15 protein-coding genes are annotated in these 14,270 nt (G+C 68.6%); 4 read left to right on the top strand and 11 right to left on the bottom strand.

Annotated elements, in window-relative coordinates; genetic code table 11:
• Window positions 1-16 precede the first annotated feature (16 nt).
• Complete coding sequence (locus tag QU603_RS06010; protein ID WP_308493580.1) at window positions 17-1,150, top strand: cysteine desulfurase family protein; 1,134 nt, start codon at window positions 17-19, stop codon at window positions 1,148-1,150.
• A 45-nt stretch (window positions 1,151-1,195) separates the two neighbouring features.
• Here QU603_RS06010 and QU603_RS06005 read toward each other — a convergent pair whose 3' ends face one another.
• Complete coding sequence (locus QU603_RS06005) at window positions 1,196-3,130, bottom strand: ABC transporter ATP-binding protein (protein WP_308493578.1); 1,935 nt, start codon at window positions 3,128-3,130, stop codon at window positions 1,196-1,198.
• 62 nt (window positions 3,131-3,192) lie between these two features.
• Window positions 3,193-3,831: a DUF1345 domain-containing protein gene (locus QU603_RS06000; RefSeq protein ID WP_308493577.1), complete on the bottom strand. Its 639-nt coding sequence runs from the start codon at window positions 3,829-3,831 to the stop codon at window positions 3,193-3,195.
• Between the two features lie 150 nt (window positions 3,832-3,981).
• Between QU603_RS06000 and QU603_RS05995 the strand changes: the two genes are divergently transcribed.
• Window positions 3,982-5,445, top strand: a complete 1,464-nt coding sequence (locus tag QU603_RS05995; protein ID WP_308493576.1) for an MDR family MFS transporter — start codon at window positions 3,982-3,984, stop codon at window positions 5,443-5,445.
• Window positions 5,446-5,592: 147 nt separating this feature from the next.
• Window positions 5,593-6,315, top strand: a complete 723-nt coding sequence (locus QU603_RS05990) for a DUF2786 domain-containing protein (protein ID WP_308493575.1) — start codon at window positions 5,593-5,595, stop codon at window positions 6,313-6,315.
• A 218-nt stretch (window positions 6,316-6,533) separates the two neighbouring features.
• Here QU603_RS05990 and QU603_RS05985 read toward each other — a convergent pair whose 3' ends face one another.
• The 6 genes from QU603_RS05985 to QU603_RS05960 form a co-directional block, all read right to left on the bottom strand.
• A complete protein-coding gene (locus QU603_RS05985; protein ID WP_308493574.1) occupies window positions 6,534-7,001 on the bottom strand; it encodes a methyltransferase family protein in 468 nt (155 codons plus the stop codon).
• Window positions 7,002-7,063: 62 nt separating this feature from the next.
• On the bottom strand, window positions 7,064-7,831 hold the full coding sequence (locus QU603_RS05980; protein ID WP_308493573.1) for an ABC transporter permease: 768 nt from the start codon (window positions 7,829-7,831) through the stop codon (window positions 7,064-7,066).
• Between the two features lie 58 nt (window positions 7,832-7,889).
• On the bottom strand, window positions 7,890-8,696 hold the full coding sequence (locus QU603_RS05975) for a DUF1206 domain-containing protein (RefSeq protein ID WP_308493572.1): 807 nt from the start codon (window positions 8,694-8,696) through the stop codon (window positions 7,890-7,892).
• A gap of 9 nt (window positions 8,697-8,705) precedes the next feature.
• Window positions 8,706-9,578, bottom strand: coding sequence for a DNA-formamidopyrimidine glycosylase family protein (locus tag QU603_RS05970; protein ID WP_308493571.1), 873 nt, complete (start codon window positions 9,576-9,578; stop codon window positions 8,706-8,708).
• A 34-nt stretch (window positions 9,579-9,612) separates the two neighbouring features.
• On the bottom strand, window positions 9,613-9,972 hold the full coding sequence (locus tag QU603_RS05965) for a YchJ family protein (RefSeq protein ID WP_308493570.1): 360 nt from the start codon (window positions 9,970-9,972) through the stop codon (window positions 9,613-9,615).
• Window position 9,973: 1 nt separating this feature from the next.
• Window positions 9,974-10,687, bottom strand: coding sequence for an alpha/beta fold hydrolase (locus QU603_RS05960; RefSeq protein ID WP_308493569.1), 714 nt, complete (start codon window positions 10,685-10,687; stop codon window positions 9,974-9,976).
• A gap of 189 nt (window positions 10,688-10,876) precedes the next feature.
• On the opposite strand from QU603_RS05960, the gene QU603_RS05955 reads away from it, so the two are divergent.
• Complete coding sequence (locus QU603_RS05955) at window positions 10,877-11,488, top strand: NAD(P)-dependent oxidoreductase (RefSeq protein ID WP_308493568.1); 612 nt, start codon at window positions 10,877-10,879, stop codon at window positions 11,486-11,488.
• A gap of 136 nt (window positions 11,489-11,624) precedes the next feature.
• Here QU603_RS05955 and QU603_RS05950 read toward each other — a convergent pair whose 3' ends face one another.
• From QU603_RS05950 to QU603_RS05940, 3 genes are all read right to left on the bottom strand, one after another.
• On the bottom strand, window positions 11,625-12,182 hold the full coding sequence (locus tag QU603_RS05950) for a dihydrofolate reductase family protein (protein ID WP_308493567.1): 558 nt from the start codon (window positions 12,180-12,182) through the stop codon (window positions 11,625-11,627).
• A 128-nt stretch (window positions 12,183-12,310) separates the two neighbouring features.
• The gene (locus QU603_RS05945) at window positions 12,311-12,670 is read right to left on the bottom strand and encodes an MmcQ/YjbR family DNA-binding protein (RefSeq protein ID WP_308493566.1); all 360 of its coding nucleotides are present in this window, start codon (window positions 12,668-12,670) and stop codon (window positions 12,311-12,313) included.
• Between the two features lie 299 nt (window positions 12,671-12,969).
• Window positions 12,970-14,217 (bottom strand): IS256 family transposase, encoded by a 1,248-nt coding sequence (locus QU603_RS05940; protein ID WP_308492733.1) that lies wholly within the window; start codon window positions 14,215-14,217, stop codon window positions 12,970-12,972.
• Window positions 14,218-14,270 lie beyond the last annotated feature (53 nt).

The following is a 14,270-nucleotide window of genomic DNA, read 5'->3' as shown; positions in this document are numbered from 1 at the left end:
CGCACGGGGCACGCACATGCTCTATCTCGACAACGCCGCCACCACGCCGGTACGCCGCGAAGTTCTCGAGGCGATGACGCCGCACCTCACCCGCACGTTCGGCAACCCGTCCAGCCACCACACGGTCGGCGAAGCATCGGCCGCCGCCCTGGACGACGCTCGATCCCGCGTGGCCCGCGTGCTCGGAGTGCGCACGAACGACGTCGTGTTCACCTCGGGCGGCACCGAGGCCGACAACCTCGCGGTGAAGGGCATCGCGATCGCCGCGGCATCCACCCGCGGTGCGCGCCACGTCGTGACGCTGCCGATCGAGCATGAGGCGATCCTCGAGTCGGTCGCCTATCTGCACCGCGTGCACGGGTTCGACGCCACGCTCGTGCCCGTCGATGTGCACGGCCGCGTCGACCCCGCAGCGATCGAGGCGGCCATCCGGGATGACACGGCCCTGGTCAGCATCGGCTACGCGAACAACGAAGTGGGCACCGTGCAGGATGTGGCATCCATCGCGGCGATCTGTCGCTCCCGGGGCGTGCCGCTGCACGTGGATGCCGTCCAGGCCACCGGGTGGCTTCCACTGGCGGGCACGGGGGCCGCAGCCATCGCGGTGGCCGGCCACAAGATCGGCGCGCCCAAGGGCACCGGCGCTCTGGCCGTCGCCGGCCGCATTCCGCTCGAGCCCCTGATGCACGGCGGCGGACAGGAACGCGGACGGCGCAGCGGCACGCAGGATGTCGCCGGCGCGGTCGGGCTGGCCACCGCTCTCGAGCTCGCGGAGCGGGAGAGAGATGAGGATGTCGCAGCCGTCGCGCCGCTGCGTGACGCCTTCATCGGCCAGGTGCTCGACCGCGTGCCGAGGGCGCGCCTGACCGGCGACCCGGTCCATCGCCTGCCGGCGACCGCGTCGTTCACCTTCGCGGGAACCAGCGGCGAGGCGGTGCTGCTCGAGCTCGAGCGGCGCGGTGTGGTGTCTTCCTCGGGTTCTGCGTGCGCGGCGGGGGCCGACGACCCCTCGCACGTGCTGCTGGCGATGGGCATCGATCGCGAGACCGCGCAGACCTCGGTGCGCTTCACCTTTCCGCATGGGCTGCGGCAGAGCCTGGATGCCGTCGCCGATGCGGTCGCCGCCTCGGTCGAGGCCGTCACCGGCTGACCGTGCCCGGCTGAGGCGCCCTGCGACGAGCCCGCCCACCGGCGGTCAGGCGTCGGGTGACCGGTCCGCGCGACGTTCGGGGTGGGCGGGGGCCGCGGGAGCGGCATCCTGCTCTTCCGTCTGCAGCACCCGGCTGGCCGCCAGCTGCTGCGCTGCGAGCTGGGCGTACAGGCCGCCGCGAGCCAGCAGCTGCGCATGGGTGCCCGACTCGACGATGCGTCCGGCGTCGACGACGTGGATGACGTCGGCGCCGATCACCGTCGAGAGCCGATGCGCGATCGACAGGGTCGTGCGGCCGCGCTGGGCGGCATCCAGTGCCTCTTGGACGACGCGTTCGGAGACCGTGTCCAGCGCCGAGGTCGCCTCGTCCAGGAGCAGCACCGGAGGGTCTTTCAGCAGCACACGCGCGATCGCGACGCGCTGCTTCTCGCCGCCCGACAGACGGTAGCCGCGCTCGCCCACCACGGTGTCGTAGCCGCGCTCGAAGCCGGTGATGATGTGGTGGATGTTGGCAGCCCGGCACGCCGCATACAGCTCGTCGTCGGTCGCGTCGGGTTTGGCGTAGCGCAGATTCTCGCGGATGGTCGCATGGAACAGATAGGTCTCCTGAGAGACGATCCCGACGTTGTCGATGATCGATTCCTGTCGAAGCGCGCGCACGTCGGTGCCGGCGAACAGGACCGCACCGCCGGATGCCTCGTACATGCGCGGCGTGAGATACAGGACCGTCGTCTTGCCGGCCCCCGACGGCCCGACGAACGCGACGTGCTGTCCGGGCGCTGCCACGAACGAGACCCGGTCCAGCGTCGGCCGGGAGTCGGCCGCGGCGTCGGGGTAGCGGAACACGACGTCACGGAACTCGACCTGTCCGGCCGGTCCCGGACCCGCGACGACATCGATCGCCTCCGGCGCATCGGCGATCGCCGGCACGAGGTCGAGGTACTCGAAGATGCGGGCGAACACGGCCGAGGATGTCTGCAGATCCAGTGCGACGCGCATCAGGCCCATGAGCGGCTGCAGCAGCCGAGCCTGCACGGTCGTGAACGCGACGATCGTCCCGGCGGTGATCTCGCCCGCTCCCCCGGTGATGAGGTAGCCGGCCACGAGATAGATGATCGCCGGGATGCTGGCCATCAGCACGCTGACCAGGGCGAAGAACCCCTGGCCGCTCATCGCCTGGCGCACCTGCAGGCGCACCTGGTTGCGGTTCTCGCCTGCGTAGCGCTGCGATTCGGAGCGCTGGCGGTTGAACGACTTCGACAGCAGGATTCCGGAGACGCTCAACGTCTCCTGCGTGATCGCCGTCAGCTCGGACAGCGACTCCTGCGTCTGGCTCGCGATGCGCGCGCGCACCTGGCCCACGCGGCGCTGAACGATCGCGAGGATCGGCATGAGGATGACGGCGATGATCGTCAAGCGCCAATCGATGAGGATCATCGCGACCAGCGAGGCGACGACGGTGACGGTGTTGCCCAGGATGCTGGTGATCGTGTTGGTGAGCACGCTGGAGACCGCGCCCACGTCGTTCTGCAGCCGCGACTGGATCACACCGGTCTTCGTGCGCGTGAAGAAGCCGAGTTCCATCGCCTGCAGGTGCTCGAACAGGCGCACACGCAGGTCCCCGGTCACGCTGTTGCCGACGGTGGCCGTCAGCCAGGTCTGGGCCAGCCCCAGCCCGGCTGACAGCAGGAAGAGCACGATCATGGCCGCCACGAGCCGGATCAGCAGCGCGAGGTCGGGCCTGCCGCCGTCGAGGGGGAACAGCGCATCGTCGAACACGTGCTGGACGATCAGCGGGGGGATCACGGCGACCGCGGCGCCCACGATCACGAGGATGACGGTCGCGGCCAGCCTCGGGAGGTACGGGCGGAACAGCGTCGCCACCCGGCGCCCGAGGTGCGAGATGCTCGGCGCCTGGGCGTTCAGCCGGCGCTGGGCGTCGGCGTCCACGCCCCGGAACCCTCCGCCGCGCATGCTCATCCGGTCAGCCTAGCCGCGGCTTCGGAGCACCATCGGCAGCCTGCTCCGCGTCAGAGTCTGCGTCAGAGTCCTGCGAGCAGATTGATGACGGTGCCCAGGATCACCGCACCGAACAGGTACCCGAGCAGCGACTGCGCGATCACCACGCGCCGCATGTCGTTGCGGGTGAGATTGGTGTCGGCGATCTGGTAGGCGAGCCCGACACCGAACGAGACGTACGCGAAATCCGTGTATGCCGGATCTTCGGTCTGGTTGAACATGATTCCGCCGACCGGCTCGTGATAATACGTATCGGCGATGCGCAGCATGTACACGGTCTGGATCAGCAGCCACGAGGCGATCACACTCGCCAGCGCGATGCCGGCCAGGACGAACGCCTCAGCCCCCGAGGCCGCGCGGTGCTGCGTGAGCACCACCGCCACCGCCCCGATGCTGGCAAGGCTTCCCAGCAGCGCGATGACCCGGCTCGCACGGTGGCCGGGATCTTCTGCGGTCGCATGCGCACGGGTGGCTGCGGCATCCATCGGCCACACGACCAGGAGCGCCCAGACAGCCGCCGTCAGCGCTGCCACCGCCCAGCCGGCCAGCAGGGCGGCCGCGACGCTGAGCACCGGCAGCAGCACCGCCGCCACCGCGATGCCGACCAGCAGCGCCACGACACCGCGCAGCGCGACCATGGCGTGGAACGGTGGACGGGCCATCTGGTCATGTTCCCACGGATGCGGGAATGGGATGTCGGACCCCGCCGTTATGTTTGTAGTCCGCGTGAGGGGCACGCGCTGCGCACCCTCGGCATCCGCCGTCCTCCTTTCACCGATCCGACTTCTTTCTTCCGACCTCAGGAGACGCCCATGGCCGCCCCCGCATCGACTGCTTCCGTGCCGGTCGTGCGCGATGACTCGCGCGTGATCTGGCTGCTGCTGGCCGCCGCGTTCGTCGCGATCCTCAACGAGACCACGATGGGTGTGGCGATCCCCCACCTGATCGTGGATCTGCAGATCACCGCCGTCGCCGCGCAGTGGCTGACCACCGCGTTCATGCTGACGATGGCCGTCGTGATCCCGATCACCGGCTTCCTGCTGCAGCGTTTCACCACGCGGTCCATGTTCATCACCGCGATGTCGCTGTTCTCCACGGGCACGCTGCTGGCGCTGGTCTCGCCGGGGTTCGGGATGCTGCTGGTGGCCCGCGTCGTGCAGGCTTCGGGCACCGCGATCATGATGCCGCTGCTGATGACCACGCTCATGACCATCGTGCCCGCGGCATCCCGCGGACGGATGATGGGCCGCGTCAGCATCGTCATCGCGTTGGCACCGGCGATCGGCCCGTCGCTGTCGGGGTACCTGCTCGACAATTTCACCTGGCGATGGAACTTCGCCGTGGTGCTTCCGATCGCGCTGATCGCCCTGGCCGTCGGCGCGAAGTGGATCCGCAATGTCGGCGAGCAGAAGCGCGCTCCGATCGACCCCACCTCGGTCGTGCTGTCGGCGTTCGGGTTCGGCGGTCTCGTGTACGGTCTCAGCCAGATCGGCGTCGCCGGCGGAGCCGACGCCTCTGCGCGGTGGTGGATGATCGGCTCACTCGTGGTGGGCGTCGTTGCGCTGGCCGCCTTCCTGTGGCGGCAGGTGCGCCTGCAGCGGGCCGATGACGCGCTGCTGGACCTGCGCGTGTTCCGCTCAACGAACTTCACGCTGTCCATCGGCCAGATGGCGGTGCTGTCGTTCGCGTTCTTCGGTGCGATCACGGCCCTGCCCCTGTACCTGCAGGACGTGCACCATCTCACCGCCGTCGACTCGGGCCTGATCCTGCTGCCCGGGTCACTGGCGATGGGTCTGCTGGGCCCGATCATCGGCCGCATCTACGACGCGCGCGGCACGCGCGTGCTGCTGATCCCGGGGTCGTTCATCGCCGCCGGCGTGCTGTGGGTGTATACGACCCTCGATGCGACGACACCGGTGTGGCTGATCGTGGCGGCGCAAACGCTGCTGTCGGTCGGTCTGGCGTTGTCGTTCACGCCGCTGTTCACGGCGTCCCTGGCCTCGCTGACGCCCAAGTACTACTCGTACGGCAGCGCCGTGCTCGGCACCGTGCAGCAGGTGGCAGGCGCCGCGGGCGTCGCCGTCATGATCGCCGCAATGGCGGCGGTGTCAGCAGGCCAGGGCGCAGAATCCGGCCACGTCACGGCGGCAGGCACGCAAGCGGCCTTCCTGATCGCCGCGATCGTCGCGCTGCCCATCATCATCGGCTCGTTCTTCATCCGCAAGCCCGCGGACGAGCCGGAGTCGGAGCCGGCAGCCGACGACGTCACGGTCTGATCACGAGCCGGCAGTGGGAGGTATCGCATTCGAGATATCTCATCGATTCCTCGCCCGCTATTCCATCCGCAATTTCGAATGGATGTCTGAGGTTCACGCAATACTCGACGGACATCGCCCCCCGTGGCGCCGTCCGAAGGGAAACGCATGAACGACAAGAAGGCCGAACTGATCGCTCAGCTGCTGACCAAGGCCGAGTCCACCACTCCTGAAGAGGCAGAGGCTCTCACTGAGCACGCCGAGCGCCTGATGATCAAGTACGGCATCGAACTGGCGCAGCTGCAGAGCCGTCGCTCCGCACACGGGCAGCAGGCGGAGTCCATCGTCGCCCAGCGCATCGACCTGCGCGGTGCGTATGCGCTCGATCTGCGCGATGGATTCGCCGCGGTGGCCCGGGCGCTCGGGCTGCAGCCCGCGCACGCATCGATCTCGGCCACCGAGCAGGCGCTGTTCGTGTACGGCTTCGAATCCGACGCGCGCGCCGCGCACACTCTGCTGCTGTCGCTGCAGGTGCAGGCTGTCGTTGCGATGCGCGCATGGTGGAGGCAGCATCGCGACGAATATGCCTGGCATACGGCGTGGGAGCGAGAGAAGGCCCGCGGTGGTTTCCTGCGTGGCTTCGGCATGGGCGCGGCGGAGCGCATCCGTCGAAATCGGGAGCAGGCGGTGGCGGCGGCGGGTTCGGGAACGGAACTCGTCCTCGCCTCACGAGAGCAACGGGTCGCCGATCACGTCAACACGCTCGGCATGCGGCGGGCCCGGGGGCGCGGAGTGTCCGACGGCGCAGCCACCGGGTACGGCTATCGCGAAGGGCAGCGCGCGAACACGGGTGAACGTGCGGTGGCCGCACGCGGCAGGCTCACGGCCTGACACGGTGTCGGTTCAGGCGGTGGTCAATCACGGAGGGTCAGTCGATGGAGCAGCATCCTCCACCGCAGCACGAGGCGCCCTCATCGATCACGGTGAGCAGATTCGCCTGGTCGGGGATCGGCTGAAGCGTAGGAGTGGGAAGGTTCGAGGTGGCCATCTGTCCATGGTAGACGGGATGCCGCGGATCGGGCGCACCACGCACCTTCAGCGCGTCAGCCTCACCACTCCGCCGCTCCCACCCAGCGCGGCACGGCTCGGCGATACCTGCGGTAGCGCGCACCGAAGCGCTCGTTCAGGGCCTGCTCTTCGTAGGGGACCTGCACACGGTCGATGACCGCGACGAACGCTGCAGCGGGCACGAGCGCCGCCATCGACCGGCGGTACACGGCGTGCGCGACCAGCAGTCCTGCCAGCGCCAGGTAGATCGGATTGCGTGTGCGCGCGAACGGACCCGCCGTCACGAGCCGTCGCGTGCGGTCGGGATGTACGGGTTCGATGGTCGTCTCATGGCGGCGCAGCGTCACGACCGCACTGCCGGCCAGTGCCGCGCTTGCGGCAGCGATCAGGCTCGCAAAGACCCTCGAACGCGCCGTCGGCGTGCAACGGCGTGTCATCACCACCTGCGTGGCCGCGGCTGCCGCAAGGAAGATCGGCGGCGGTGCGGGCGGGGTGTTCTTCGTGCTCATGCGCTCACGCTACGCCTGCACCCGCATAGTCGCGCGGACGCGCCCGACAGGCGAAACGGTCGTCACTTCAGCACGGCCGGTTTGACGCGCACCGGGCCCATCCATGACACGACCAGCGCAGCGGTGATCGAGCCCGCTGCGAGGATCGCAGCCAGCACCACCAGTTGAAAGCGCCCCGCCTCGATCGGCGAGATGCCGCCGAAGATCGCGCCGACGAACGCACCCGGCAGCACGACCAGTCCGGTCGTACGGGTCTGATCGACGGTCGGAACGAGCGCCTCGCGCACCGCGCGGCGCGCCAGATGCAAGGTCGATGTACGAGGCGGGGCACCCAGGGCGAGCCATCCCTCCACTTCGTCCCAGTGGTCCACGACACCCGAGGTGAACATGCGCCCGGTCAAGGTCGCAATGCTCATCGCGTTGCCGATGATGATCGCGCCGATCGCCAGGGCGTAGCGGGAGGTGAACTCGAGCGCACCGGCCGAGAACACCGTGACCCCTGCCACGAGGACGCCGGTGACGATCGATGTGAACATCGTGAGGGCGGACCGTCTCGACCAGCCGATGCGGCCGGTGGCAACCGACGCGGCGATGCACAGCATCACCGCGAGGGCCGCGGCGATCCAGGCGGGGCTCGTGATGATCCCCGACAGGATCACGCTGATGACCGCGAGCTGCACGGCGCCGCGGGCAATCGCACGCAATGGTGCCCAGACGTGCGGTACGCGGAAGACCGCGAGCACGATCGTCGTGATCGCGGCGAGGATCGCGACGCCGACGACCGACGGCACAACGTCGGCGGGAATCTGCGCCCATTCGGTCCGGATCACACTGCGACTCTATGCTGTCGCACGGTTGTGGAGCGCCCACCGCCGCATGCGTGCCGAGTCACAGCGCGGCGAAGCGCACCCTGAAGAAGCAGTATGCGCCGTACACCACGAAGCCGGCACCGACGGCGACCACGAGCACCGGCCCGAACGGCACGGCCAGCAGACCCGTCAGCGCGGCATCCAGCCCGCCCGCGGCTGCCGGGTCGACCGTAACGGCCGCGACCACCACGGCGACCCCGACGACCATCAGGGCCGCCCCTTTCGCCACGTACCCGATGACACCGAGTACGACCACGACGCGGTCCATGGCGCCGCCGCGCAGCTCGAGCCTCTTGCAGAAGCTGCGACGCGCGCCGATGACGATGAACACGACGCCGGCGACGGCGACCGCCGCACCGATGGCACCCAGGAGCAGCGACCCGCCCGGCAGATCCAGCAGCCCGCGGCTGACGTGCTGCGCTGACTTCTTCGCGTTCGGCCGCGACCCGAGCGCGACTGCCGCCGCGACTGCGCCGAGCACGAGATACACGAGCGCGCGTGACCATTCGCCGACTCGGCGCGCCCAGCCGCGGGCCGAGGTGCCGCGCGCGAGCACGCCGTCGAGCACCTGCCAGGTCGCCAGGCACCACAGTGTGATCGCGAGCACCCACAGCACCACGAACCCGGCCGGTGCACCGGCGATGACCTTCAGTGCCCCCGACTGCGTGCTGTCGGACCTCGATCCGAACGCGAGGGCGATCACGAGCGCGCCGAGCAGCACATGGATCGTCCCGACCGCGGCGAAGCCTGCGCGCGCGAGCCACTCGAGCACGGGTGAGGACTGCGCCTTGCGCGCGGCTCCCTTGGCTTCTTCCTCGACGCCCACGCCAGAATCCTAAGCGACACCACCGGGCGCGCCACCATCCGACGCGGCGGCGCTCGCGCCCTCGCTCTGGCAGGTGGGGCAGTACTGAGCCACGGTGCCACCGAAGGCGAAGTCCTCGATCGTGCCACCGCAGACCGGGCACGTCTCTCCCCCGCGACCGTGCACCGTCATCGCAGCGGTCTTGGCCTGCTTGAGTGCGTCGATCGGAACACCGCGGCGAGCGCGCACAGCCTCAGAGAGCTCATCGCGCATGGCGAAGAACAGTCGCTCGAGCTCATCATCGGTCAGCGTGTCGCCGTGCACGACCGGCGACAGCCGAGCGCGGTGCAGGATCTCATCGGAGTAGGCGTTGCCGATGCCGGCGAAAGACTGCTGATCCTGCAGGATCGCCTTCAGCTGCTTGCGCCGACGGGCGACCGAGCGATCCACGTCGGCACGCGAGAAGCCGGGCGCCAGAGGGTCGGGCCCGAGTTTCGCGATGCCGGGCACCTCACTCGGGCGATCAACGACCCACAGCCCCAGCGACACCCATGACCCGGCGTCGGTGAACTCGAGCGTTCCGCCATCCACCGTCAGCGACGCGAGCGCCGGGGCCACGGCATCCGGTTCCGACGCCTCGACACGGCCGTCGGCTTCATCGATCCACCGCACCCAGCCGTGCCGCCCGAGCGATATCACAAGGTGCCCGCCGTCCAGAGCGAGGTCGACGAACTTGCCGAAGCGGTGCGCACCCGTGATCGTGCGCCCTTCCACCACCGACAGCGACCGGCCGCGTGTCTTCAACGCCCGGAACTCGACGAGATCGACGCTGCGGACGGGACATCCCGCCAGCTGCTCGTCGAGTTGCTCGACGAGCGCCTGCACCTCCGGCGACTCAGGCATACCGCCATCCTGGCACCGACCCCTGACATCGTGGTCAGCTCGGCCGGAGCTCACCGTCCAGATAGAACCAGCGGCCGCCCTCGCGCACGAAGCGCGAGCGCTCGCGCAGGATGCCGATCCCTCCGTCTTCGCCGAGATAGGTCGCGCGGAACTCGACCACTCCTGCGTCGTCGTCAGCGGCGCCGTCGACGGTCTCGACGATCTGCAGTCCCCGCCACCGCGGATTGTCGGCGAGATCCAGGTCGGCCGGACGCGTGGAAGGATGCCATGTGCGCAGCAGCCATGCGGCATCCGCGCGGCGGAAGGCTTCGAACCGTGAGCGCATGAGCTGTTCGGCGGTGGCGGGTTCCGAAGAAGCGAACGCCTTCGCGCCCTCCGACGCGGACGTGCTCATGTCAGTCCCAGTCGAGGTAGTCCTCGATCGCCCACGCCGTGGTGCCGGCGTGCGTGCCGGGGAAGAGATGGCCGGCACCGTCGACGCTGACGACGCTCACGCGATCCGGTGCCGCATCGCGCAGCCGCTCGCCGTTCACGGGCGGCGTGATGCGGTCGTCGGACGCTTGGATCACCAGCACGGGCACGTGCGCCGCCGGCGTCGTCCACTCCGCCTCGGGGGTGGCCTCCCGGGCGGCACGCTGCAGCGGGGCGACCTGGGCATCCCGTGCGAAATCGAGCACCTCTGCAACCTCCCCGTCCAACGCGAGCACTTCGGCGTCGGCAACCGCACCGGCGGTCTCGACGCCCAGCAGCAGCACGCCGTTGACCCGATCGGTGTGGTCCAGCGCGAGGGTGCGTGCGATCGACCCACCGAACGCGTGCCCGCCGATCCAGGCGTCGCTCAGTCCGATCTCATCCATCACATCGATCACGTCCTGCGCCAGATCGTGCATCGACACCGCGGTATCCGCTGCGTCAGGCGACTGCGCGGCCGGCCGGCGCGAGCCGATCAGCACGAGGCGGTGATCGGCTTCGACCAGCATGCTCGCCAGCGTGCTCAGATACGCGGTGCTCAGCCCACTGGCCGGCATCAGCACGACGCCGGGGCCGTTGCCCTCGTCCACGTAGGGGATCGCGCGGCCGTCGGGCTCGAAGATGCGGGTCTGGCTCATCGTGTTCCGTTCTGTCGAATGCTCGCCTTCGACCCTAAACGGTCGGGGAACCACGCGTCGGCCTCATCAGGCAGTTCGTGCGGCCGGTCTGTTGACGATCACGCCGCACCGCGGGTCCCCTTCTTCGACGGCGCGGTCCTGCGTGTTTCGCCTACGCTCGAACAAGGTACGCGCGGAGAGAGGCACAGCGTGAAGATCGCGGTCATCGGAGGATCCCAGGGCACCGGAGCACGACTGGCAGCGCTGGCGGCCCACGCCGGACACGAAGTGACCGCGCTGTCGCGCAGCGGAACCGCGCCCGCTGGCGTGCGTGCGATCGCCGGCGATGCGGCCGACCCGGCAGTGGTGCAGGATGCCATCGCCGGCGCCGATGCGGTCGTGGTCACCGTCGGCGGGGCCAAGGGCGTCACCCGACACCGTGCGGTGGTGACCGCATCGGTCATCCAGGCCATGGAACGCGCGGGCGTCCACCGCCTTGTCGTGCAGTCCTCGGTCGGCGCCGGAGATTCGGGTGTGCTCATGCCCGTGCCGCTGCGTCTGCTCATGAAGGCCGCACTGGCCGGTCCCCTGGCAGACCACACCGAGCAGGAGGCCGCGGTACGGCGTTCTTCCCTGAGGTGGACGATCGTGCGGCCCACCGGACTCACCGACCGCGCCGGGACCGGCAGTTGGCAGGCGCTCGAGGTCGGCGAGCCGGGCAAACTGGGAGGATCGATTCCACGCGATGACGTCGCAGCGTACCTGCTGCGCGTACTCGGGGACGACACGCTGATCGGCGCAGCCGTCGGCATCAGCAGCTGAGGAGGTCTGGGTGCCCGAGGCCGGACTGGGCCCCGTCGGCATCCTGGCAGGCTTGGTCGGCGCCGCACCGATGGGCACAGGCGTCGTCTGCCCGTCACTGCAACAGCCGGAGGGCCGCGCGCTCGTCCGACGGGCGTCAGTCAGCCCGGCGATAGCGCATCGCGACCGCGCCGTTTCTGAGCGGCTGCGCCGAGACCAGATCAAGGCGGCGGGAGCCGGGCAGTCCATCCTGGTACAGCGTGGGGCCGTGGCCGGCGATCACGGGGTGGATGAGGAACCGGTACTCATCGATCAGGTCCAGCCGGTCCAGCTCCGTCGCAAGCATGCCACTGCCCAGGAGCACCCCGTCGGGTGTCTGCGCCTTCAGTTCTTGCACGGCCGTGCGCAGGTCTCCGACAACGCGATGACTGTTGGTCCACGGGAAGTCGACTCGGCGCGCTGACACGACATATTTGGGTTTGGCTTCCAGCTTCAGTGCCCACTCGCGCATCGCCAGCGGCGCATCCACTTCGCCTCGTGCCACCGACGGCCAGAAGCTCTCCATCATCTCGTACGTCGTGCGGCCCCAGAGCATGGCGCCGCACTCATCCATGAGGTGAGTGAAATAGACGTGCGTCTCGTCATCCGCGATGCCTTCTCTGTGGTCGACACAACCGTCCAGAGTGACGTTGAGGCTGAATATCAAACGAGCCATGCGGCGAGTCTAGGGTTGCTCGACACCCAGTGCACGGCACCATGCGTCGGACCTTCGCCACTGTTGACGGCGACATGCCGTCGACGCCCTCTGGTGTTGAGATGCCGTCTCCCCGTCAGAACTGGTTGTCATTGAGGGCCATAGGGATGCGACAGGTCGTAGGCGCGGGAGACCTTCGCGGGTACGACCATGCGCCACGCGTCGACGACGAGCTCGCGTGCCTCCGTCGGATCCAGCGCTGCGAGATCTGCGTGGACCCAGTTGAAGCGCAGGTCTGACTCCGAGGGCATGTGAAACTTGCGGGGATCGCCGCCGATCAGCGCTGCCCGTTCCTCCTTCGGGAACGCGAAGCCCATCACGTGCTCGTCCAGTGAGAATGCGACGTAGACCAGCTGGCCCACACGGAACTTCAGACGCCCGCGCACACGGACAGGGTACGAGCGCTCCAACTCGGCGCCGAGTCTTCGAACGTCGCCAACGACGGCCATCTCACAATCCTCTTACGCCTTCGCGACCTTCCATACGGCTTGTGAGGGCAGCGTGCCCGCATCGAGCTGGCGATCGTTCCGCAGATCTGGGGACTCACCGTCGAAGACCCGGCCACACTGCAGCACGATGGCCTCCATCGCTCAATGCTCGCACCGGGTGAGCCCCGATGGCAACGCCCAAGACTCGAGTCGTTCCGGCGGGTGTTCGCGCCGTTTGGCGACGTCTGCCAGAAGACTGGACGGGGTCAAGCCCCTTGGAGTGGTGTAGCTGTCGGTGGTCCTTCTGTTGTTGATGTTGGTTAGGCGCTGAGTTCGAGGATCGTGTCGGTGGTCACCTCGCTTGTGGTGTCGGGGACGAAGGTGAGGCGGGACTTGGCGAGGATGTCGAGGCCGAGGTAGCGGCGGCCTTCTGCCCATTCGTCGGTCTGCTCGGCGAGGACTGCGCCGACGAGGCGGATGATCGCGTCACGGTTCGGGAAGATGCCCACGGAATCGGTGCGGCGGCGGATCTCCCGGTTGAGGCGCTCGTTCGGGTTGTTGGACCAGATCTGCTGCCAGAGTCCTTCGGGGAATCCGGTGAACGCAAGGATGTCCGCCCGGGCGGCGTCGAGATGCTCGAACGCGTCGGGGAGTTTCCCGTCGACGTAGTCCAGCAGCCGGTCGAACTGCGCATTCACTGCGTCGGCGTCGGGCTGGTCGTAGACGGAGTGCAGCATCGCCTTCACCGCCGGCCACATGGCCTTCGGTGTCACGCTCATCAGGTTCGCCGAGTAGTGGGTGCGGCAGCGTTGCCAGACCGCGCCGGGCAGATTCGCGGCGATCGCCTCCACGAGGCCCTGGTGCGCGTCGCTGGTGACCAGGCGCACCCCTGCCAGGCCGCGGGCGACGAGGTCGGCGAAGAAGCTGCTCCAGGCAGCTCCGGTCTCACTGGTCGCGACCCGCAGACCCAGGACCTCGCGGTGTCCGTCGGCGTTGACCCCGGTCGCGACCAGCACCACCGCGTTGATGACGCGCCCGCCCTCACGGACCTTCATGGCCAGCGCGTCAGCGGCGACGAACGTGAACGGGCCCGCATCTCCCAGCGGCCGGTGCCGGAACTGATCGACGTGTTCGTCCAGTTCCGCGGCCATGCGCGAGACCTGCGACTTCGAGAGGGAGTTGATCCCGAGGGTCTTGACCAGTTTGTCCATCCGGCGGGTCGAGACGCCGGCGAGGTAGCAGTCCGCGACGACGGTGATCAACGCGGTCTCGGCGCGTTTGCGACGCTCCAGCAGCCACTCCGGGAAGTACGTCCCCGAGCGCAGTTTCGGGATCGCAACGTCGATCGTGCCGACCCGGGTATCCAGGTCGCGGTGCCGGTAACCGTTGCGCTGCGTGATGCGATCGCGGCTGGGCTTTCCCCACTCGGCGCCAACGACGGCGTCCGCGTCGGCAGACAGCAACGCGTTGATCATGGTCTGCAGCAGCTGCCGCATCAGATCCGGCGACGAATCGGCGAGGGCTTCACCCAACAGGCGGGCAGGGTCGACAATATGAGGTGCGGTCATCGTGATGATGCCTTTCGAGTGGAGGTAAGAGACTTCTCGAAGGATCACACGGT

This window comes from Microbacterium terrisoli (genome assembly GCF_030866805.1).
Taxonomy (GTDB): Bacteria; Actinomycetota; Actinomycetes; order Actinomycetales; family Microbacteriaceae; genus Microbacterium; species Microbacterium terrisoli.
This window is presented reverse-complemented; position numbering and strand designations above follow the sequence as displayed.

Bases quoted from the DNA above. Each gene is read 5' to 3' on its own strand.
- QU603_RS05960 (WP_308493569.1), bottom strand. From the start codon at position 10,687: ATGAGCCAGACCCGCATCTTCGAGCCCGACGGCCGCGCGATCCCCTAC.
- QU603_RS05940 (WP_308492733.1), bottom strand. From the start codon at position 14,217: ATGACCGCACCTCATATTGTCGACCCTGCCCGCCTGTTGGGTGAAGCC.
- QU603_RS06010 (WP_308493580.1), top strand. From the start codon at position 17: ATGCTCTATCTCGACAACGCCGCCACCACGCCGGTACGCCGCGAAGTT.
- QU603_RS05970 (WP_308493571.1), bottom strand. From the start codon at position 9,578: ATGCCTGAGTCGCCGGAGGTGCAGGCGCTCGTCGAGCAACTCGACGAG.
- QU603_RS05990 (WP_308493575.1), top strand. From the start codon at position 5,593: ATGAACGACAAGAAGGCCGAACTGATCGCTCAGCTGCTGACCAAGGCC.
- QU603_RS06000 (WP_308493577.1), bottom strand. From the start codon at position 3,831: ATGGCCCGTCCACCGTTCCACGCCATGGTCGCGCTGCGCGGTGTCGTG.
- QU603_RS05995 (WP_308493576.1), top strand. From the start codon at position 3,982: ATGGCCGCCCCCGCATCGACTGCTTCCGTGCCGGTCGTGCGCGATGAC.
- QU603_RS06005 (WP_308493578.1), bottom strand. From the start codon at position 3,130: ATGAGCATGCGCGGCGGAGGGTTCCGGGGCGTGGACGCCGACGCCCAG.
- QU603_RS05965 (WP_308493570.1), bottom strand. From the start codon at position 9,972: ATGAGCACGTCCGCGTCGGAGGGCGCGAAGGCGTTCGCTTCTTCGGAA.
- QU603_RS05985 (WP_308493574.1), bottom strand. From the start codon at position 7,001: ATGAGCACGAAGAACACCCCGCCCGCACCGCCGCCGATCTTCCTTGCG.
- QU603_RS05950 (WP_308493567.1), bottom strand. From the start codon at position 12,182: ATGGCTCGTTTGATATTCAGCCTCAACGTCACTCTGGACGGTTGTGTC.
- QU603_RS05945 (WP_308493566.1), bottom strand. From the start codon at position 12,670: ATGGCCGTCGTTGGCGACGTTCGAAGACTCGGCGCCGAGTTGGAGCGC.